Annotated in this window: 15 protein-coding genes and 1 riboswitch; of the genes, 8 read left to right on the top strand and 7 right to left on the bottom strand. The window is 37.8% G+C overall.

Annotation, left to right across the window (positions count from 1 at the left end; translation table 11 throughout):
- Window positions 1-228 precede the first annotated feature (228 nt).
- Together AC1DFT_RS06095 and AC1DFT_RS06100 are read right to left on the bottom strand one after the other, a co-directional pair.
- Window positions 229-678 carry a threonine/serine exporter family protein gene (locus AC1DFT_RS06095; protein ID WP_477918305.1) on the bottom strand — a complete coding sequence of 150 codons (450 nt, stop codon included), beginning with the start codon at window positions 676-678 and terminating at the stop codon, window positions 229-231.
- Window positions 679-690: 12 nt separating this feature from the next.
- The gene (locus AC1DFT_RS06100) at window positions 691-1,434 is read right to left on the bottom strand and encodes a threonine/serine exporter family protein (protein WP_477918306.1); all 744 of its coding nucleotides are present in this window, start codon (window positions 1,432-1,434) and stop codon (window positions 691-693) included.
- Between the two features lie 149 nt (window positions 1,435-1,583).
- Here AC1DFT_RS06100 and AC1DFT_RS06105 point away from each other — a divergent pair, with 149 nt between their 5' ends.
- On the top strand, window positions 1,584-3,050 hold the full coding sequence (locus AC1DFT_RS06105; RefSeq protein WP_477918307.1) for a polysaccharide deacetylase family protein: 1,467 nt from the start codon (window positions 1,584-1,586) through the stop codon (window positions 3,048-3,050).
- Between the two features lie 259 nt (window positions 3,051-3,309).
- Here AC1DFT_RS06105 and AC1DFT_RS06110 read toward each other — a convergent pair whose 3' ends face one another.
- The gene (locus AC1DFT_RS06110; protein ID WP_477918308.1) at window positions 3,310-5,223 is read right to left on the bottom strand and encodes a beta-propeller domain-containing protein; all 1,914 of its coding nucleotides are present in this window, start codon (window positions 5,221-5,223) and stop codon (window positions 3,310-3,312) included.
- A 181-nt stretch (window positions 5,224-5,404) separates the two neighbouring features.
- Between AC1DFT_RS06110 and AC1DFT_RS06115 the strand changes: the two genes are divergently transcribed.
- Window positions 5,405-6,724, top strand: a complete 1,320-nt coding sequence (locus AC1DFT_RS06115; protein ID WP_477918309.1) for a short-chain fatty acid transporter — start codon at window positions 5,405-5,407, stop codon at window positions 6,722-6,724.
- 154 nt (window positions 6,725-6,878) lie between these two features.
- On the opposite strand, the gene AC1DFT_RS06120 is transcribed toward AC1DFT_RS06115, so the two are convergent.
- Window positions 6,879-8,042 (bottom strand): saccharopine dehydrogenase family protein, encoded by a 1,164-nt coding sequence (locus AC1DFT_RS06120; protein WP_477918310.1) that lies wholly within the window; start codon window positions 8,040-8,042, stop codon window positions 6,879-6,881.
- A gap of 266 nt (window positions 8,043-8,308) precedes the next feature.
- Here AC1DFT_RS06120 and AC1DFT_RS06125 point away from each other — a divergent pair, with 266 nt between their 5' ends.
- On the top strand, window positions 8,309-9,109 hold the full coding sequence (locus AC1DFT_RS06125; protein ID WP_477918311.1) for a TIGR00266 family protein: 801 nt from the start codon (window positions 8,309-8,311) through the stop codon (window positions 9,107-9,109).
- 678 nt (window positions 9,110-9,787) lie between these two features.
- A complete protein-coding gene (locus AC1DFT_RS06130) occupies window positions 9,788-9,982 on the top strand; it encodes a hypothetical protein (protein ID WP_477918312.1) in 195 nt (64 codons plus the stop codon).
- Between the two features lie 59 nt (window positions 9,983-10,041).
- On the opposite strand, the gene AC1DFT_RS06135 is transcribed toward AC1DFT_RS06130, so the two are convergent.
- Genes AC1DFT_RS06135 through AC1DFT_RS06145 form a run of 3 tightly spaced genes read right to left on the bottom strand, consistent with a single transcriptional unit; the run spans window position 10,042 to window position 14,769 of the window.
- Entirely contained in the window at window positions 10,042-11,853 is a 1,812-nt protein-coding gene (locus AC1DFT_RS06135) for an ABC transporter substrate-binding protein (RefSeq protein WP_477918313.1), read from the bottom strand.
- Window positions 11,854-11,882: 29 nt separating this feature from the next.
- Window positions 11,883-13,373, bottom strand: a complete 1,491-nt coding sequence (locus AC1DFT_RS06140; RefSeq protein WP_477918314.1) for an ABC transporter permease — start codon at window positions 13,371-13,373, stop codon at window positions 11,883-11,885.
- 19 nt (window positions 13,374-13,392) lie between these two features.
- Entirely contained in the window at window positions 13,393-14,769 is a 1,377-nt protein-coding gene (locus AC1DFT_RS06145) for an ABC transporter permease subunit (protein WP_477918454.1), read from the bottom strand.
- A gap of 193 nt (window positions 14,770-14,962) precedes the next feature.
- Between AC1DFT_RS06145 and AC1DFT_RS06150 the strand changes: the two genes are divergently transcribed.
- The 4 genes from AC1DFT_RS06150 (at window position 14,963) to AC1DFT_RS06165 (ending at window position 21,268) form a co-directional block, all read left to right on the top strand.
- Window positions 14,963-16,702, top strand: a complete 1,740-nt coding sequence (locus tag AC1DFT_RS06150) for an ABC transporter ATP-binding protein (protein ID WP_477918315.1) — start codon at window positions 14,963-14,965, stop codon at window positions 16,700-16,702.
- Between the two features lie 967 nt (window positions 16,703-17,669).
- A riboswitch (SAM riboswitch) is annotated at window positions 17,670-17,776 on the top strand.
- A 78-nt stretch (window positions 17,777-17,854) separates the two neighbouring features.
- Complete coding sequence (locus AC1DFT_RS06155; RefSeq protein ID WP_477918316.1) at window positions 17,855-18,976, top strand: methionine biosynthesis PLP-dependent protein; 1,122 nt, start codon at window positions 17,855-17,857, stop codon at window positions 18,974-18,976.
- Window positions 18,973-20,160, top strand: coding sequence for a cystathionine beta-lyase (metC, locus tag AC1DFT_RS06160; protein ID WP_477918317.1), 1,188 nt, complete (start codon window positions 18,973-18,975; stop codon window positions 20,158-20,160). Before AC1DFT_RS06155 ends, metC begins: the two co-directional genes overlap by 4 nt.
- A 1-nt stretch (window position 20,161) precedes the next feature.
- Entirely contained in the window at window positions 20,162-21,268 is a 1,107-nt protein-coding gene (locus AC1DFT_RS06165) for a 5-methyltetrahydropteroyltriglutamate--homocysteine S-methyltransferase (protein WP_477918318.1), read from the top strand.
- Window positions 21,269-21,340: the final 72 nt, after the last annotated feature.

The following is a 21,340-nucleotide window of genomic DNA, read 5'->3' on the forward strand; positions in this document are numbered from 1 at the left end:
AACAACGTACGCCTAAGGGCGGCGGGGATGGCTCATCGCTCACCCGGCGGAAAGCGTACGACTGTAGCGAAAATCACAGCGGACACTTTATTCGCCTTACTACCACGCAGTTTCCCTATACTACGTACAATATAAAGAATGCCATACCTTGTATTACTAAAAAAAAGTTATACATATGTTTAAACTTTTTTAGCTTCCTAGGCAATAAAAAAACCGTGAGAATTTTTCTCACGGTTTTACTTTTAGTCTCCCTATTACTTTCACCGATAATTGCGTAATAATCTCCGCAAAAACTAAACCCATCGCTATGGAGCCTGAGATAATAAGTGCAACTGATGCATATTCCATTGCCACAGTATAATCCTTCTCTATCACATTTCGCATTGCATTATAAGCAGAGCCACCTGGAACTAACGGGATAATGCCTGCTACGCTAAAAATAATCATCGGCATTTTAAATCTTTTGGCCATTAAATGCGCAACAAAAGCAACTGTAAATGCACCGGCGAATGAGGACTTTGCAGGGTCATTACTTAAATCGTCTACATAAGAATATACAAGCCAGCCCGTCATACCAACAATACCGCAATAGAAAAGTGATTTTTTCGGCGCATTAAATATAACTCCAAACCCTGCTGCTGCTGCAAAACTTAAAATCCCTTGCATGAAATACGACATAGGCAAACCTCCTTAAAATGACAAACCTAATGCAACCCCTGCACCAATGGCAAAAGCAGTTAAAAACGCTTCTGCTCCTTTTGATACACCGGAAACAAAATGGCCTGCCATTAAATCACGTACAGCATTCGTTATAAGTAATCCCGGGACAAGTGGCATGACTGAACCAATAATAATGGAATCAACTTCATTTCCCATTCCCCATGAAACCGAAAATATGGCGATCAAACATATAAATAATGCCGCTAAAAACTCCGCAAAAAATTTCACCCTCGTTTTCATCTCTAACATCGTAGAAATAGAAAACCCTACGCCTCCAGCTATTAACGCAGTGGGAACGTCTTTAAATGTACCTCCGTATAACAAAAGAAAAGAAGCAGATGCAATAGATGCGGCTACTATTTGTATCCATAATGGGAGCGTTTTATGTTCCTTTTCAATACTAACCAGCTCTGCATGCGCTTCTTGTAAAGTAATTTCCTGATTCACAAGTTTTCTCGAAACGCTATTTACAAGTGCTATTCGTTCTAAATCCGTTGACCTATTACTAATCCTTACTAGTTTAGTTGGAAGGCTATTACTTCCTGTAAATATGATGCCAGTCGGTGTGACAAAACTTTGTGATTGCGTTAGTTGCTGCGAAACCGCCATCCGATCCATTGTATCTTCTGCACGATACGTCTCCGCTCCACTCTCCATCATTAAACGGCCTGCAAGTAAACAACATTCTACTGCTAATTCGGCGTTTTGCGACAATCAGAACACCTTCCTTTGTAAAGTGAAATTCAACTACGATAATCTTATCGAACGTTGATAATAAAAACAATGAAAACTAAAACTTTCTTCCCTATTCATCCGTCTAATCTAATATAATAGATAAGTACTAGAAAAGGAGAATCATCATCATGTCCACCCATCCACGATTCCAAAAAAAAGGACGTTGGATTGATATTACGTTTATCATAACTATTCTTGCATTAAGTAGTTTAACGGTTTTTCTTCTAACGCTTCCAGATCCTGCAAAAAAAGAAAAAGAAGTAGTATCAGCCAACCTTCCAACTGTTCCAAAAGAACAAATTAATGAAAGCGATTCGGTATATCCAGGAATTCGTATTATTACGGAAACGTCTAATGATGAAAAAACACCGTATGCAATTCAATTTCCGCAAAGTAACGTTCCCCAATTCAATGACCTTGTAAAGACTTATACAAATAATTTGAAAAAATTGTATTTAAAGGAAACCGATGATTTACCTAAATCGAATATACATCGTAGCGGCGAATTGAATATATCATTTGAAGTTTTTCAGCATACAACAGGCTATTATTCTTTTGTAATTCATTCTTATATGAATTCAGATGGAGCTAACGGATTATCCGAAACGAGAATTTTCCGTTTGCATAATCAGTCTGGACACATGCTCACAATTAATGACTTGCTCGCGGACAATGAAAAAGCACTTGTGAAACTTGCTACAAAAGTAAGAGAATCTATACTATCCGATGAACAATTGAATCCCTACATACTTCAAAAACAATTTACAGAAAAAACAATGCCTACTTGGGATAATTATTCGAACTTTTCCTTGAAGAAGGATTCAATCGAATTTTATTATGACGACTATGAAATTACCGCTGGTGCGGCAGGATCTCCAATCGTATCTATTCCACTCGAGGATATGAACGAAATTATCGCCGACAGTTTCAAACTCCCGGAGGTAGCTATTCAACCACCCAAAACGTCATCAGCCAAAGAAGAGGAACAACCTTCCGGTGAAAAACAAAAGGATGACAAAGTTGTAAATTCATCTACCAAAGTTGTTGCACTCACATTTGATGATGGCCCAAACCCAGATTCAACTAGATTGATCCTCGATACACTAAAGAAGTATAATGCCAAAGCCACGTTTTTTATGCTCGGAAGTCGTGTTTCTTTCTATCCGGAGATAGTAAAGGAAATGAAGGAAGCTGGACATGAGTTAGGCAACCATACATGGAATCATATAGATTTAACAAAGGCTTCTGCTGAAAAAATTGCTTTAGAGATTAATAATACGAGTGACGCGATTGAACAAGCATCCGGTAGTAAACCAACTGTATTCCGCCCACCATACGGAGCTGTAAATAATATTGTTCGTGCACAAACTTCCCTGCCAGTCGTTTTGTGGGATGTAGATACGCTCGATTGGAAATATCGAAACGCTGATCATTTACTTACACATGTAAAAAAACATGTGAAGGAAGGTTCTACTATTTTAATGCATGATATACATATGTCTACAGCAGAAGGTTTAGACGCTGTACTTGCCTACTTGCAAGACGAAGGCTATTCGTTTGTTACAGTATCTGAGTTGAATAATGTGGCAAACTGAATAAATTTTCTCCATAACAAAAGTGCAAGGACCTGCATAGAAATGGGATAGATGAATGGAATGACGCACATTAGAGATAGTGCTTGGTAAGAGTCCACTGGGATTTCCGCTTCAGTGTGGACGCTTTCCACGGGGTGAGCGTTCGACTGCAGCGAAAATCATAGCGGTCACTAGTCAACTCACTAAGACGCATTTTCTCTATATCACGTATAATATAAAAAACTCCAAAGCGTTATAACGCTTTTGGAGTCTTTTTGTTTTAATACGACAGTTTACTTAATTGTTTAAACGAATTAAGATTATAGCTTTTGATTTCTTTCATGGCGATTGTATATAAAGAATCTTCCACATAAATCATTCGCTGGATACTTTTTTCCCACTCTTCGTATTGCAAAGAAGGATTTTCTGGGTTTAAAAGGTTTCCTTTTAAAACAATCCCATTCTCAGGTGTAATTTCATACACTAGTGCCCCATCTTGCTTAAATTCTGCATACTCTTTTCCTTTTTTATAAATGGAAATTGGGAAACCATATAACCCTTTTTCACTGTGCTGGAACAAAGCATGATGATCATATTGAATCGAGGAGTATGTTCCTTGGTTCCCAATTATTTCGGTATCCAATTCTTTCGGTTTCGTAAAATCACTTACATCAAAAAGGGAAACCTTCATGCCACCTGTCATTATAAGAGGTTGCTTATTACCAAATTGCGTATCTACGATTGTTTCATAACCAAAACCTATTAAATGATTTTCATCTAATGGATGCAAGTAATTACTAAAACCTGGGATTTTTAATTCCCCTAATACCTTTGGAGCGGTTGGTTTCGCTACATCAATAACAAATAATGGGTCTGTTTCTTTAAACGTCACCATATATGCTTTATCTCCCATAAATCTTGCTGAATAGATTCGCTCATCTTTTGCTAGGCCAGTTATCTGGCCTACCGTTTTCATCTGTTCGTCAAGTATAAATAGATTATTTTCGGATACTTTATTTTCATCCCAGCTATTCCCTTTTGTCGTTACTGTTCGGAAATAACCTTTATGCTCATCCATGGAAAACTGATTTAATATCGTTCCTGTTAAACGATTCGACGCAATAAATTGCACAGATGTATCGTTTAATGCAAACTTAAATACTTCTGTGTCCATTTCTCCTGGATTCCAAATCATTTTTTTCGCATTGGAATTATTCTGTTCATAAATGGTTGATGTTAAATATAGGCTATCTTTTGACATGTATAATTGTTCACTGCCGCCAAGATACCCTTTCGTTTTTAATTCATTTTCTACTGGATTTGATACATCGATTGCCGAAATAATACTATAGTTTCCTCCCATAGTGCTAGGAAGGATTGCGATGTTATTATAGCTCATCGGTTTTGCTTCCTTGTCGAATTTGGAATCATACGTAAATGGGCGCAACTCCGCATCTTCGTTTTCTTCTATCATCCAGAACTTCGGATAAACAGTCGTAACATAATATAAGGTATTATTTGTTAGGCGTGCGCCATTCATATACCCTTCTGTCGCAATTTCCCTTGTTTGTTTCGGTGTTGCTGGATTGGAAATGTCATAGAAATATACAGTTGTCATCGAATCCATTGGTAAGGACATGCTATCCATCCTATTTGTACTTTCCATTTCCAGTGTGCGAAAAACGTTTTTCTGTCCGATAACCATTAACGTATTATTTGATAATAGTAAATGAGTCGGATAAAAGTCTTGCGCAAATGAGATTTTCTTTTCTTCTTTCATCTGCTTTGGATCTTTTACATTAACAATAACTACATTATTTTCACTAATCGTAAATACATGACTACCATTTGTTTTTACGATATCGGCTTCATCCACACCTTCTACTTGGTTATTTGTAGTAGAATAGTCTCCTCCTTGACCACCACTGGAGGAATCTTTAGCTTCCATCGTATTAGCAGATTCAGCAGTTACCGCTGCTCCATTCTGTTGTGTCGTTTGTAGTTCTTTTACCTTTTCAAAATAAGCTTTTAATTGTTCTTTGGATTGGACGGTTTGCATTTCACTGCTTTCTTTAAATGCTTGATTGGTTGATACATTGCGTTCGGCACTTATCTCTGTTTTAGAAAAATAAAATGCACCTGTAATTCCAATTATTAAAACGAATGCAATGGTCGATATAAGCCACTTTTTCACTTTCATCTTCCTTTCCTAAATTCCTTGTTAATCCATTAGACTGAAAATTCACCTTTTAGTTTCACTAAAGTTAGAAACTATTTAATTTACAAAATTATTATTTATCTAATAGAGTATTCTATATTATTAGGCTATTATAATAGTATGAAGGGGATATACAAAAAAGCAAAGGAGATTAGTTGTGAAGACACTTACACGATTTTCAAACGCACTAATGGAAAGGTACTTACCTGATCCATATATTTTTGTAGCAATACTAACATTATTAGTATTTTTACTAGGGGTAACATTAACGGATTCTACACCACTTGAAATGGCAACTTACTGGGGAGATGGTTTTTGGGGCTTACTTTCTTTCACTATGCAAATGGTTGTCGTTCTTTTAGCAGGACATGTTTTAGCTAGTAGTCCTATATTCAAAAAATTACTTAGCGCAATGGCAGGTACGGCAAAATCACCTGGTTCTGCTATTATTCTTGTAACTGTCGTTTCTTTAATCGGATGCTGGATCAACTGGGGCTTCGGTTTAGTCATTGGTGCTTTGTTTGCAAAAGAGATTGCGCGTAAAGTAAAAAATGTCGATTACCGATTACTTATCGCGAGTGCCTATTCTGGATTTATCGTGTGGCATGGTGGTTTAGCAGGTTCCGTTCCACTTTCCATCGCAACAGAAGGGCATCCTTTTGCGGAAAAAATGGGTGTCATCCCAACTACTGAAACATTATTTTCTACATATAACTTAGTTATAGTTATCGCACTATTTATCTCGGTTCCTTTATTAAATAGATGGATGATGCCTAAAAAAGAAGATACTTACTCAATCGATCCTTCCTTACTAGAAGAAGATACAGAGGTTGAACAAGAAGAAAAAGAAAAGAAAACGCCAGCTTCACGATTAGAAGGAAGCTATATTTTAACTGTTTTAATCGGTTTACTTGGAGTTGTATATCTTGTCCAACACTTCATCACAAAAGGTTTTGACTTAAATTTAAATGTCGTTAATCTAATATTTATTACACTCGGTATTATTTGTCATGGAACACCTAAACGTTTTCTTGTCGCCGTTAAAAATGCAGCAAAAACAGTTGGTGATATTGTTATTCAATTCCCGTTTTACGCAGGTATTATGGGAATGATGGTTGCTTCCGGTCTAGCAGGAGTGGTATCCGAAGCATTCATAAACATTTCCAATGAGCATACTTTCTATTTATTCACCTTCTATGCTGCCGGTATAGTAAACTTCTTTATCCCATCAGGTGGCGGACAATGGGCTGTTCAAGCACCAATCATGCTAGATGCCGCTTCTGCCTTGGATTTAAGCTATGCTAAAACGGCAATGGCTATTGCTTGGGGAGATGCTTGGACTAATATGATCCAACCATTTTGGGCACTTCCTGCACTAGCAATTGCTGGACTTCGCGCAAAAGATATTATGGGCTTCTGTATATTTGTTCTCATATTGAGCGGAATCGTTATTAGCATCGGACTTTACTTTTTTTAATTAACTATTTTCGAATATCCCCTTCAAGTTATTATATTATATGGACAGAAAAGGTTTTCTTGGTGCCTATGGCATTAAGAAAACCTTTTTATTATTCTTCAAATGCACTTTTCTATTTTACAAAGTAATACTCGTTCCGCAAAGCACTAAGAGGTCATACGCGTTCCCCTCTCACTTCCGTTTCTACAATATTTACATCGCGGGCAGCCATCTCTCTTATATATAAGTCGCCAGGTACAATTAATTCTGGAGGATAGACACCTCTTTTAGTTATGACATTATTGCCAATCATTTGAGCAGCAACCGAAATCGTGTTAGCTGTTGCTCTTGCCATTGCAGTAGTGCTAGATATTCGATCCTTTTTCGTTGCGAGTTCATATGTGAACGTAACATTTTCTCCATTTTCAATACCCGTCACAATGACCCTTAGTAAAACAGCATCGTCCTTATCTCCTAGCAATAACTGCGGGGTTAGAACTTCTTTTAAAACATCACGGGCTTTCACCATATTGCCTTTTATATTGACGACCGTGTCTTTATTCGTTAATCCTAAGTCCACTAGCAGTTTGAACTTCTCCGCATGACCTTTATATCGAATAGTTTTATACTCCAATGTATCTACATTTGGGAATGACTTGCTCAATGTGGATGTTCCACCAGCAGTATGAAATGCTTCTAACTCCCCGTAATTCTTAAAGAATATTGGTTCAATTTCCGAAAGGGATTTTACTTCTTGTAGCTTTCCGTTTCGAATGACATGAGAAGTATCCGTGTAATGATCAAAAACTCCCTCAAGTGAAAAAACGATATTATATTTGAAAATCCCTTCTGGCTCTACGGGAATTCCACCAACATATAGATGAATTCCTTCTACTTCATCCAATTTACTTGCTCCATAACCAGTAAGAATATTAATCATTCCTGGTGCTACTCCTAGATCAGGGATGAGGGTAATCCCTTTTTCTTGTGCTTTTTTATCTAGTGAAAGTACCGCATCCGTCGCTCCACCAATATGTCCACCTAAATCAATGCAATGCACGCCTACTTCAACAGCTAGTCTTGCTATCTTTTCATTAAACGTATAAAAAAGTGCATTGATAATTACATCAGCTTTTTTCATAATTTCTATTATACTTTCATCTTCATTTGCATCTAATCTACAAACTTCAATCTTCGCGTTTTGAAGCCTTTCCCGGAACATATTCGCTTGTCCCACATCTAAATCACATAATAATACTTTCTCCACATTAGGACTTTTCACTAAATCACGTGCTGCTTCTTTCCCCATTAAACCTGCACCTAATACAGCAACCTTCATGTTGGTACCTCCATTATTTAAGTGTCTATTTGTTTGCTAGTTGTTAACTCCCTCTTAATATGCTTATGCTTCACTACCCGACTACATGCCGCGCAAAGTTGCTCTGCTGTTGCAAATACTCTTTTGTCAAAATGCCTTTGTTTACTACATTCTATAATCCCTATTAAATCCCTTTATTAATTTTCGAAAAATCTGAACTCTACTTTGAAACCTTTCTTCCCTTTTTTCGTATACTTAATTAGTTATGACAAAGGAGGAAATTAAACATGAACAATCACGAAATTGACTACAAATTATATGGGGATGATATGCAATTTGTAGAAATCGAATTAGATCCACGGGAAACGGTAGTTGCTGAAGCTGGTAGCTTAATGATGATGGAAGATGACATTTCGATGGAAACTATTTTTGGAGATGGTTCAAGCGCTTCTAGTAGTAGCGGACTCATGGGGAAACTTATGGGCGCCGGTAAACGTATGCTTACAGGTGAAAGTTTATTTATGACTACGTTTACGAATACTGGTAGTGGAAAAAAACATGTTTATTTTGCTTCTCCGTATCCAGGAAAAATCATTCCGATGGATTTAAGCAAATACCGCGGTAAAATTATTTGTCAAAAAGATGCCTTTTTAGCCGCAGCAAAAGGAGTTTCCGTTGGTATTGAATTTCAACGCAAGTTAGGGGCTGGGTTCTTCGGCGGTGAAGGATTTATTATGCAAAAACTTGAAGGTGATGGTTTGGCTTTCGTTCATGCAGGTGGTACTATTCATCGTAAAAGCTTGCAGGTAGGGGAAACACTACGTGTAGATACAGGATGTTTAGTAGCGATGACATCCGATGTAAATTATAATATCGAAATGGTAAAAGGAGTAAAGACAGCATTATTCGGTGGGGAAGGGTTATTCTTCGCAACACTTCGTGGACCGGGTACTGTTTGGATTCAGTCGTTACCATTTAGCCGTTTAGCTAGCCGTGTATTTGCAGCTGCTCCTCAAACACCAGGTGGCGGATCCAAAGGTGAAGGAAGTATTGCTGGCGGTCTTTTTGATCTGTTAGGCGGGAAATAATACAAAAATAAAGGTACAAGAACTATCGCCGCCTCGGACAGAGATTGGTATGGTCCACATAATAGGGATAATGCGTCGTAGTCATCGTTGTCTCAATCCAAGTTAAGAGCTATTTTGAGAATTGGTTGCTCTCACTGGCAATTTGGTTGCTCTCGGATTAATTTGGTTGCTTTCATGGTAGAATTGATTGCTTTCAATGAACGATTTGTTGCCCTTAGCCATTTACTGTTAATAAAATTCCGTAAACTGGATAAAATTTTATTTTTAGTAAGTTGAAATTGAGCCGATAAGCAATTTCCCTATGATTTAAGCTGCACCTGGCGGAAAAGGGTCCGACTGCAGCGTAAATCATAGCAGTCACCTTACGAAACAGTATCCTTATATCACGGGCGATATAATAATTGCCATACCTTTTGCTACTTGAGAATTTATCCATATGTCTAAACTATATAGGGTCCTGAGCAGAAATTTGGGTACAAGTTCAACAGCTTGTACTTTTTTGTGTTTTTGAATGCTGTTTTTTTATCCTTTCCGGAACTAAAACTCTATTATTCTACAAATTTCGTCCGAATTGTTTATTATTTATATCCCCTCTCTTCATATACTAGTAAAAAGAACAATCATGTCGATTTTTAGTCATTTATTGTTCTTTCCAATAGTAAAAAGGAGGTGTTTGTGATGAAAGCTTCTTTAGGTAGTTGGATCGGCTGGATAGGAATTATACTGGCAATCGCTGGGTTCTTCTATTACCCACTTTGGCTTGGCGGTGCTGCAGTAGTTTTAGGCTTAATCGGCTTAACATTCCCTCAAAAATTCCTAGCTTGGGCTTCCATTGTACTTGGAGCAATTGCATTCTTTCTTCCCATGTTGTAGCAACTGAAATAATAAAAAGCTCGAGGAAGCGTTTTGCTTCGTCGAGCTTTTTTAGTGTTTTATTTACTTGCTTGATAAGCATCTAAGTATTCTTGTACTTTAGCTGCATCAGAAACTAATTCGTTTCCAGTGTCGACAAGTGGACTAACAGTAGAAACTGCTTTTTTCTTGTTACCTTGGTAGTAATTTAAAATTTCATCTTGGTTAATGGAATATAAAACAGCTTTTCTTAAGTCTTCGCTATTTGCTACTTCTCGATTTTTCGTATTGAATAGCAAATATGTTACAGCATTGCTATCACTTTTTTGTAGGAATAACTTGCTGTCACCTTCTACTAAATCATATTTTGTTTCAGGCACACCGTTGAATATATGAATTTCCCCATTACGAAGTGCTGAAAGTGCACTGTCAGCATCTTGAATAAAGCGTACAGTTACATTTGAAATCTTCGCTTCATTTTCCGTACCTGGCATGTAAGCAGGATTTTTTAGGAACGCAGCTTCATAGTCATTTTTATGAGACAAAATGTATGGACCGCTTGCATATAAGGTATTGTTATATTTATCGCCTTCTGTCACTGTATTTTGGTCACCATAAGCAATGTCTTTGTTTACATCAAAAGATGCAACATCATACGTATTAATGCTTTCTACTTGTTTTTTAGAAACAATTCCTGCAGATTGATGAGCTAAATAATTCAACACTTGTGGGAATGGATTTACAGTTGTAATTTTCACCACTTGGTACTTACCTGCCGCGTTATCAGCTGTTGTTTTATCTTCTACTAGTTCTGTAATTTTCGTATCTAGACCATCTTCTAGCGCTTCTTTTACCGTTGTATCACTTCCAGACTGCTTGACTTCTAATTCTGAAAGGTCCGTTACAACTGCTATTTCTTGCATACTTTCATGTAGGCTGTATGTTCGGTGATCAGGTACAGAATCTTTATCTTTTGCACGGTTTAATGAGAACACAACATCGTCCGCACCAACTCGCTCGCCTGAATCTACTGCTTTTCCGTCTGTAATTGCTGCAAAGTTAATGTCGTCACGAAGAAGGAAATAATAATCTTGGTTTCCTTCAGCAATTGCATGATTAAGCGATAATGATCCATCTGATACGACTACATCATCATCCGTTAAGTTAACAAGTCTTACGTACATATTCGTATTTAATGTGTTAATGGAACCATCATTTCCTTTAATCGGATCTAATGATGTTAATGTTCCAATTGCTTGTTGCATAATTAATGGCTCTGAATCTCTTTTAGAAGTATCTACAAAATCTATTGGTTCCCATGCGACTGCACGTGATTTTGCCAGTCTTACCGTATCCACGTTTAATACTTCCTTATTTACACCTTGTGCTTTAAATGAATTGTAAAGTGGTGCAATATACGCTTTGTCGAGAACAAGACGTTGTTCAAATTGTTTGTATGTCTCTGTAAATTGGTCCGATGTTTCCGTACTTGCTTGATCAATTAATTTGTCAATTTCCTCATCAGACATAATACTATTTGCACCATCTGTTTTGAATAAGGCACGTACTGCGTAGTCAGGATTTCCAGTAACTGTCGTCCAGCTAGATAAGGCTAAATCATAATTTCCAGCATCTTTTTGTGCCGTAAAGCTACCGTAGTCTGGTTGAATATTCAGTTTCACTTGAAAGCCATTTTTAATCAATTGATCACGAACAATGTTCATATCTGCTTCCCCAGTGCTCATACCTAATAACTCAATAACTACATCACTTTGATCTGTTGTTGAATCCTTTTTATCAGTTGCTTTGTCCGAAACATCCGACTTGGTATTTACGCATCCCGCTAACACTAAAACAACCACAAACAGGATAGCTAGTAAACTTTTTTTCATCCTTAAGTACCCCCAAATAATTTTTATAGTTAATCCATTCTTGGATCTAAAGCATCCCGAAGTCCATCTCCTAAAAAGTTGAATGACAATACTAGGCCAATAATAGCAAGACCCGGTATAATCGCAAGATACGAGTGAGACTCTAGATACGTACTACCTATTTTTAAAATGTTGCCCCATTCTGGGATATGCGGTTCTACTCCTAGTCCTAAGAAACTTAAACTACTTGTCGCAATAACCGCTCCACCGATAGTTAATGTAGCTTTCACAATCATTGGAGCAAGCGAATTCGGAACAATTTGTTTGAAAATAATCGACCAATCCGATGAACCAAGTGCACGTGCCGATTCTACAAATTCATAATTGGATACCATTAAAACGTTGGCACGCATAGTTCTTGCATAGGTTGGAATGGCTCCTACACTTAGCGCAAGTATTAAATTCATTGTATTTGCACCGAATGCTGCGATAATGGCAATTGCAAGTAAAATACCTGGTATTGCGTACAAAATATCGAGCAATCGCATAATAATATTGTCTGCGCGCTTACTGTAATACCCTGCCAACGCGCCAAGAAATCCTCCAATTACTACTGGTATCAATGTCGAAGCAAAGCCCACTAAAAGTGAAATTCTCGCTCCAAAAATAATTCTTGAAAATAAGTCCCTGCCAAAGTCATCTGTTCCAAAAGGATAAGCCAAGCTTGGTTTTTGAAGTAATGCACCATAATTATTTTCAACAGCCATATCATAGTCAAATGTATATGTACTGCAAATCGATAGGGAAAATAAAAGAATGATAAAAAACATTCCAAGAATAGCAGTAGAATTTCGAGTAATTTTATCCCACATCGTATTCCACTTTATTATTCTCGATTGATCATGACTACGAACTTTAACGATTAAACTTATACCTAACAACAAGTTAAATAGATTTCCTGTTATAGAAGTAATAATTAATAATACTGCTGGTATCAACATCCAGGAAGGAGCTGCTCCAGCTTGCACATATTTTGCTACGAGCACCAACATAACTATTTGAAAAACTAGTATGACCAGTAATGTCCCCATTGCCGGTATAAAGCTATCTGTTACATATGGTTTAAATAAATTGAAAGAAGAAATTGCAAGTATAAATAACTGCGTCAATACCATGTACACAGCAAACACATACTCAGGTGTTTTTTTCTTTTTGATTAGATTAAAGGCAAAAGCTGCTGTGAAAATATTCGCTGTTACTATGCTAATAAGCTGTATATATCCTAGCCTTCTTGTTTTCGATTGTATTTCACCATATTTCAATAAATCACGCTTTATTTTCCAAGTAAGAAACAGTTGAAAGCCAGTAAACACAGCATAAATAAGGAAAGCATAAAAGACATTCGATTTTACATTTCCTTCTTTAAAATTAAAACTATTCCATAATAGAATAAATGTCATGATAGATGAAAGAATCCACGCAAAGTTTGCTTGGGTATATTCTTTAGACACCTTTAATGCATGTTTTTGATGAGAAATCATTTTAACACCCACTTCTTCCTTACAATTGCTTCATCTTGGATCGAATACGTGGATCAAAAAACGCATACAAAATGTCGATGAGCACATTCACTAAAGATATCGTTATAGCAATATATATAACCCCACCCATAATTGCCGGAATATCAGGGATAAATTGCTTATCCACTATATAACTTCCAATCCCGCTAATATTGAATACTTTCTCCGTTACCGCCGCTCCCCCGAGCATTCCCCCGAAAAGCAAACCAATAACTGTAATAATCGGAATCATTGCATTCCCTACAGCATGTTTCCAAAGTACCTGTCGCTCATTAAGTCCTTTTGCTTTTGCTGTAATGATATAGTCTTCATTAATGATTTCTAACATGGAGGATCTCGTCATTCTAGCGACGGATGCAGTAAGACCAGTACCTAGCACAATAACTGGCATAATAATAGATAACCAGTTTTGCGGACTATAAGTCGCTGGAAGCCATTGCAGCTTAATCGAGAAATTTAATATAAAAATGAGTCCTTGCCAAAAATTAGGAATTGATAATCCTATTAATGCAATGAACATAAAGGAATAATCCAAAAAGGAATTCTGTCTTGTTGCAGAAATAATTCCAACTGGAATCGCTATTACTACTGCCATTAACAAGGAAAGAACTGCAATGATTAATGTTATCGGAAATTTATTCGCTATACTAGTTGCTACATCTTCATTGCCCGTAAAGGAAGCTCCCAAATTGAACGTTGCAATTCCTTTTAGTGCATTCCATAGTTGGGACAAATACGGTAGATCCAATCCATGCATTTGATTGAACGCGGCAATTTGCTCTTTTGTAGCTGCCTCACCGAGTAAGTTCGCCGCTGAATCGAATGGTGATAAATACAAAATCGTAAATACTAAAATAGAAACTCCCGCTATAACAAAGACACTCATAATTAATCGTTCAAAAATAAATTGCACATACGCATTGCTATAGATCACAAGTAACAAATACATTAAAATTCCTGGAATGAAAGTTAGTAATAAAAAGAATGGTTTTTCAAGCAAACTTTGAAAATATGTATGATATGTTAGCTGCCTAATCCCTTTTTGTTCACTTATTTCATTTGCTTTTTCTTTTAGTTCCTTCGTAAATCTTTCTTCTACAAGCTTATTTATTTCATCATTCATTTCTTGTTCCTTTACTTGCCTGTTAAAAAAAGCTTGCTTACGGATATACTGTTCCTTATATTCATTTCTCCATTCATTTTCTATTCCAGATGCGATGAAAGATGCTTTTATTTCTTCTAGGATTGAATAATATGTATCTTTTTTCTGTTTTGATCGATAGAAAAGAAGAGTTATTAGATGTACAGGAAAACCTAGTATGAACAATAAATAGTTAAATGTATTCCGCTGTACCATCTTTCCGTATGTATAGATAAGCACTTCAGAAAAGCCTAATTTATACAATGATTGGCTTTTTGTTTCCACCGCAATATTCCTCCTCCCTCTTATTGTATAAATCCGAGTGGTATTGTATAGTATAGATTCGAACTTTTATTAAGTCAATGGCATTCCATATAAATTACATAAAATAATTAGGTAGGTGTTTTAGTTGGAGACGGTTTTAAAGGTAAATGATTTAAGTGTCTCATTTCTAACGAGTGACAAAGAATTTGAAGCTGTACAAGGTGTAAGTTTTGAAGTAAAAAAAGGGGAAACACTTGGTATTGTTGGAGAATCCGGCAGTGGAAAAAGTGTCACTGCAAGATCCATCATGCGGCTTTTACCGTCCCCTCCCTCCTTTATGAAAAATGGAGAAATTGAATTTCTCGGAGAAAGTCTAGTACATAAAACGGAGAAAGAAATGGAGAATATCCGCGGACGCCATATAAGTATGATTTTCCAAGACCCAATGACCTCTCTTAATCCTACTATTCGAATAGGTAAACAAATAGCGGAGAGTTTAATAAAACATCAAAAACTTTCCAAAAAAGAAGCGAAAAAACAAACAATCGAACTATTGAAGCTCGTTGGTATAAAAAACAGTGAAGAACGTTTCAATCAATATCCACATGAGTTCTCTGGGGGCATGCGCCAACGTGCTATGATTGCAATCGCTTTAGCTTGTCGTCCTGCACTTCTCATAGCGGATGAGCCAACGACTGCCCTTGATGTAACCATTCAAGCACAAATATTAAATCTCATGAAAGATATGCAAAAACGTTTTGGCACCTCCATCATTCTTATCACCCATGATTTAGGGGTCGTTGCAGGTATGTGCGACCGTGTAGCTGTCATGAAAGATGGAAAAATTGTGGAAACAGGAACAACAGAAGAAATTTTTGAAAGTCCCAAACATACATACACAAAAAGATTGCTAAATGCTCTTCCTCGCTTGGATGAGAAGAAAAAACCAAAACGCCCTTCTTTACGTTCACATGAAATCGAAGAAGGAAAACCATTACTGGACGTAAAATCGCTGAAACAGCATTTCCAAGTTGGAAAAGGGAATGTACTTAAAGCTGTGGATAATATTAGCTTTTTTATAAAACCAGGAGAAACTTTAGGTTTAGTAGGTGAATCCGGCTCGGGTAAATCAACTACAGGACGTGCTATTTTACGTCTTCATGAACCGACTGACGGAGACATATTATATCAAGGCATGGCTATTAACCGGCTTAACAAAGAGGAAATGACAACAATGCGCCGCCATATGCAAATGATTTTCCAAGATCCATATTCATCCCTTAACCCGCGCTTTAAAGTATTGGATATTATTGGGCAGGCATTAGATATACATCGTTTAAGTAAAAATAAGGAAGAACGCAAAAAGAGAGTGGAAGAATTACTTGTGATGGTAGGATTAGAACCAAGTCATGCGATGCGTTATCCACATGAGTTTTCCGGCGGTCAGCGTCAAAGAATTGGAATTGCCCGGGCACTTGCGGTAGAACCTGATTTTATCGTTTGCGACGAACCCCTTGCCGCGCTAGATGCATCCATTCAATCACAAATAGTTGAATTATTAGAGGATCTTCAACATCGTTTAGGGCTTACTTATCTTTTTATCGCGCATGATTTATCCATGGTTAAGCATATTAGTGATAGAGTTGCGGTGATGTATGCAGGAAAAATCGTAGAGCTTGCGGAAAGCGAAGAATTATATGCCAACCCACAGCATCCATATACGAAGGCATTGTTATCTGCTATTCCAATACCCGATCCGAAAGTCGAAGCAAAGAAAAAGCGGACCCTTATGGAAGAGGATACCGGGAAGGACAAATATCAATTGCAAAACTCAGAACTAGTAGAAGTATCAAAAGATCATTGGGTTGCAATACCGAAAATGTAAGAACTAAATTCACATGCGTCGCTAGTTTCCTCTTTTTCAATGGATCATCGAGAACTAATTTGTGCTTATTATTGGGACACTGCGTGGTAAAAGACCTATTGGGTGACCGCTAGGATTTTCGCTACAGTCGTACGCTTTCCGCCGGGTGAGCGATGAGCCATCCCCGCCGCCCTTAGGCGTACGCCTAAGATGTCTCATTAGCCCACTCATCCGGCAGGAGTCGACGTCTGCAGCGAAAATCAATGGTACTTACTTACTTATCAGTATCTGAAATTAACAATAAATGGTTGAACGAGACAATATCCACTGCGAACGCGACAATAAGGCAGCTGAACACGACAAACCAGTCGAGTAGATGCCGGCCAGGCGTGTTTGACGGGCTTTAAGACATATAATTCCTATAATATGTAAGAATTATAGTTGTCTCACATCGAGTAAAGAGCCATTTTGAGAATTGGTTGCTTTCACGAGTAATTTGGTTGCTCTCGTGTTGATTTAGTTGCTTTCGTAGTAGAACTGGTTGCTCCCAGTCATCGGTTGGTTGCCCTAAGCCATTTATTGGATGCATGCAATGGAAAAACTGGTTGAAATTTTGTTTTTTAACGGGATGGTATGGATAATTGGGCAATTTCCATTGATTTTCGCTGCAGGTGGCGACTCCAACGGGATTAAGTGAGCATGATGAGACTTCACAACGTACGCGCAAGCGGCGGTGAAGGCTCATCGCTCACCCCGTGGAAAGCGTCCGTCCTGCAGCGAAAATCACAGCGGACACTTTATTCAACGCACTACGTCGCAGTGTCCCTAAAAAGTGAATTGAAACACATACGTACAATTCATGTTTTTTCTTGATGAACGAAACCGGTATAAAATAGTTAACTTCACCCGTATAAAATACATCTTGTATTAATTTACTTACCATGGTAAACTAATTGAAATTCAAGATTTTGAAAATTTCATATTTTATTTCTTATCCAGAGAGACGGAGGGATTGGCCCGAAGATGTCTCAGCAACCAGCCAAGTTTAGGTATGGTGCTAACTCCAATAGACGTACTCCGTCTAGAAGATAAGAAGACAAACTTCAATTTTTTTGAGGATTCTCTTCTTACAGGGAATCCTCTTTTTATTTTATTTGAAAAGGATGATTATTCATGACAAAAAAATCTTTAGAAACCGAATTAGTTCAATTAGGAAATCATAGTGACCCGCTGACAGGTGCCGTCAATCCACCTATTCATCTATCAACAGCTTATATACATGCTGGGCTTGGCCAATCTACTGGGTACGACTACACACGTACAAAAAATCCAACGCGCGCAATTTTAGAAGAAGGAATTGCCAAACTAGAAGGCGGAGATGCCGGCTTTGCCTGTGGCTCGGGTATGGCAGCAATCCAGTTAATATTGTCGCTTTTCCGATCTGGAGACGAGCTTATTGCGCCCGATGACCTTTATGGAGGAACATATCGCCTGTTCGATCAATATGCCGACGCTTACAATATTTGCACGTCTTACGCTAAATTTGACTCCGTCGCAGAAGTAGAAGCATTAATAACGAAAAACACAAAAGCAATTTTTATTGAAACGCCTACAAATCCACTTATGCAAGATATTGATATTGCACAATACAGCGTCTTGGCCAAAAAGTATCAATTACTACTGATTGTGGATAATACGTTCTTAACTCCTTATTTACGACGCCCAATAGAACTAGGGGCAGACATTGTGATGCATAGCGCAACGAAATATATTGGTGGGCATAATGATGTGCTGGCTGGTCTTGTTGTAACTAAAGGGAAAACACTTAGCGAAAAATTACTTATAAATCATAATGCAATAGGAGCAGTTCTCTCCCCTTTCGATTCATGGTTATTAATACGCGGTTTAAAAACACTCCACTTACGCATGAAACAGCATGATGCTAATGCGAAGAAAATCGTGGAATTTTTGCGAAATGAAACGGCTATAAAGGATGTTCTTTACCCTGGAATTGGTGGCATGCTTTCGTTCCGCTTACAAAAAAGCGAATGGGTTGGACCTTTTTTAAAAAACCTTCAATTAATCGTTTTCGCGGAAAGTTTGGGTGGTGTCGAAAGCTTTATTACATACCCTGCTACGCAAACGCATGCTGAAATTCCAGAAGATGAACGTATTGCACGAGGTGTGGATAATAGTTTGCTACGCTTCTCAGTTGGAGTGGAAGAAGCAGAAGATATAATTGCGGATTTGAAACAAGTTTTTGCAAAATTAGAAAGGGATGTGATTCATTCATGAGTACTGTTAAAGAAAGTTTAGAAACTAGCTTAATCACTGCTTCCACACGTGGGAATTATGAACAAAAAACAGGTGCAGTAAATGTACCAATCTATTTATCTTCTACGTTCCACCAAGAAAGTTTTGATAGCTTTGGACCATACGACTACAGTAGATCCGGCAACCCGACAAGAGACGCCCTTGAAAAAACGATCGCAGAATTAGAAGGTGGCACAAGAGGTTTTGCTTTTGCTTCTGGGATTGCGGCAATCTCCTCTGCTTTAATGCTTCTTTCTTCTGGCGATCATATCGTTGTAACAGAAGAAGTATATGGAGGCACTTATCGTTTCATCACAGTAGTTTTACCAAGATTCGGCATTGACCATACATTTGCCGATTTTACAAATGCAGCAGCAGTTGAAAAAGCGATTCGTCCAAATACGAAAGTCCTTTATATCGAGACACCTGCAAACCCACGATTAGGTATTACCGATATCGATGCAATTGTGGCACTTGCAAAAGCAAATGATTGTTTGACCTTTCTAGACAACACTTTCATGACCCCTCTTTATCAACGTCCGCTTGATCTAGGTGTGGATATCGTTTTACATAGTGCTACGAAATTTTTATCTGGCCATAGCGATATAATTGCTGGGCTAGCTGTTACAAAAGATGAGGAACTTGGAAATCGATTAGGATTTATCCAAAACTCTTTCGGTGCCATTTTAGGGGCACAAGATTCTTTTTCATTAATTCAAGGCATTAAAACAATGGGGGCACGCTTGACGCAATCAACCGAGTCAGCACAAAAACTTGCGACCTATTTAACTAATCATCCTTTAGTGGAGGAAGTGTTATACCCAGGCTTAGCTACACATCCCGGATACGAGATTCATGCTAAACAATCGAAAAGTCCAGGGGCAGTATTATCTTTCCAACTTCCGGACAGGGAAACAGCGAAAGCTTTTACAGAAAGCCTTCAAATTCCAGTTTTCGCAGTAAGTCTTGGTGGAGTCGAATCCATTCTTTCCTACCCTGCTACCATGTCTCATGCTGCAATACCTAAGGATGAACGTGAAAAAAGAGGAATTACAGATGGCCTTTTAAGGTTCTCTGTTGGTCTGGAGCATGTAGACGATCTAATCGCAGACTTCGACCAAGCACTAGCAATCGCATCTAATATAAAACAGAAAGTAGGAATTTAACATGACAAAACAATTAATCCAAAAAGCACCATTTCGTGCAGATCACGTAGGTAGTTTTTTACGACCAACACGTTTAAAAGAAGCACGTACACAATTTGAAAATAATGAAATTACTGCAAATCAATTAAAACAAATTGAAGACGAAGAAATTACGAAACTTGTTGTCAAACAAAAAGAAGCGGGTCTTCAATCAGTAACTGACGGTGAATTCCGCCGTAAATGGTGGCATTTTGACTTCCTTGGTGGCTTAGATGGCGTCGAATTTTATGAAACAGACAAAGGACTTTCGTTTAAAGGCGTGCAAACTCGTGCACATGGTATTAAAGTAACTGGAAAAATTGGATTTAGCACACACTATATGATCGACCACTTTAAGTTTTTACAAAGTGTGGCTGGTGACGCTGTTGCTAAATTTACTATACCAAGCCCGAATATGCTATACTATCGTGCAACTATTGAAGAAGGTGTTTACAGTAGTGATGCAGAATTATTCGCTGATTTAATCACTGCCTACCAAGGGTTTATCCAAGCATTGTACGATGAAGGCTGTCGTTATTTACAAATCGATGACACGTCATGGGCAACTTCTTTCTCGGAGGAAGGTATTGCTGGACTTAAAGAAAGAGGACTTAGTGTGGAGGAGGCCCTAGAGCTTTCAGCGCGTGCGATAAATGAATCCATTGCGAAAAGACCGGATGATATGCTTGTTACCATGCATATTTGTCGCGGGAATTTCCGTTCTACTTATATTACAAGCGGTAGCTATGAACTTGTGTCGGAAACTATTTTTAACGGCTTAGATGTAGATGGTTTATTCCTAGAGTTTGATGATGAACGCTCTGGTGACTTTGAACCGCTTCGTCATATTAGTCGTCCGGATTTATACATCGTGTTAGGATTGATCACTTCTAAGCACGGAGCACTTGAAAATGCAGATGAAGTGAAGGCAAGAATTGAAGAAGCTACTAAGTATGCCCCACTTGAGCAACTTTGCTTAAGTCCACAATGCGGGTTCTCTTCAACAGAAGAAGGAAATATTTTAACGGAAGAAGAACAATGGGAAAAAATTCGCCATGTGGTACGTATTGCTGAGGATGCTTGGAAATAACTTAACAATCAAAAACGCGAGCAGAAAAGTTGTTTACTTTTCTGCTTGCGTTTATTTGTTTAGTTAGAAGTT

The organism is Psychrobacillus sp. 05T411 (assembly GCF_056396485.1).

Bases quoted from the DNA above. Each gene is read 5' to 3' on its own strand.
- AC1DFT_RS06095 (WP_477918305.1), bottom strand. From the start codon at position 678: ATGTCGTATTTCATGCAAGGGATTTTAAGTTTTGCAGCAGCAGCAGGG.
- AC1DFT_RS06105 (WP_477918307.1), top strand. From the start codon at position 1,584: ATGTCCACCCATCCACGATTCCAAAAAAAAGGACGTTGGATTGATATT.
- AC1DFT_RS06120 (WP_477918310.1), bottom strand. From the start codon at position 8,042: ATGAAGGTTGCTGTATTAGGTGCAGGTTTAATGGGGAAAGAAGCAGCA.
- AC1DFT_RS06125 (WP_477918311.1), top strand. From the start codon at position 8,309: ATGAACAATCACGAAATTGACTACAAATTATATGGGGATGATATGCAA.
- AC1DFT_RS06130 (WP_477918312.1), top strand. From the start codon at position 9,788: ATGAAAGCTTCTTTAGGTAGTTGGATCGGCTGGATAGGAATTATACTG.
- AC1DFT_RS06135 (WP_477918313.1), bottom strand. From the start codon at position 11,853: ATGAAAAAAAGTTTACTAGCTATCCTGTTTGTGGTTGTTTTAGTGTTA.
- AC1DFT_RS06140 (WP_477918314.1), bottom strand. From the start codon at position 13,373: ATGATTTCTCATCAAAAACATGCATTAAAGGTGTCTAAAGAATATACC.
- AC1DFT_RS06145 (WP_477918454.1), bottom strand. From the start codon at position 14,769: ATGGTACAGCGGAATACATTTAACTATTTATTGTTCATACTAGGTTTT.
- AC1DFT_RS06155 (WP_477918316.1), top strand. From the start codon at position 17,855: ATGACAAAAAAATCTTTAGAAACCGAATTAGTTCAATTAGGAAATCAT.
- metC (WP_477918317.1), top strand. From the start codon at position 18,973: ATGAGTACTGTTAAAGAAAGTTTAGAAACTAGCTTAATCACTGCTTCC.
- AC1DFT_RS06165 (WP_477918318.1), top strand. From the start codon at position 20,162: ATGACAAAACAATTAATCCAAAAAGCACCATTTCGTGCAGATCACGTA.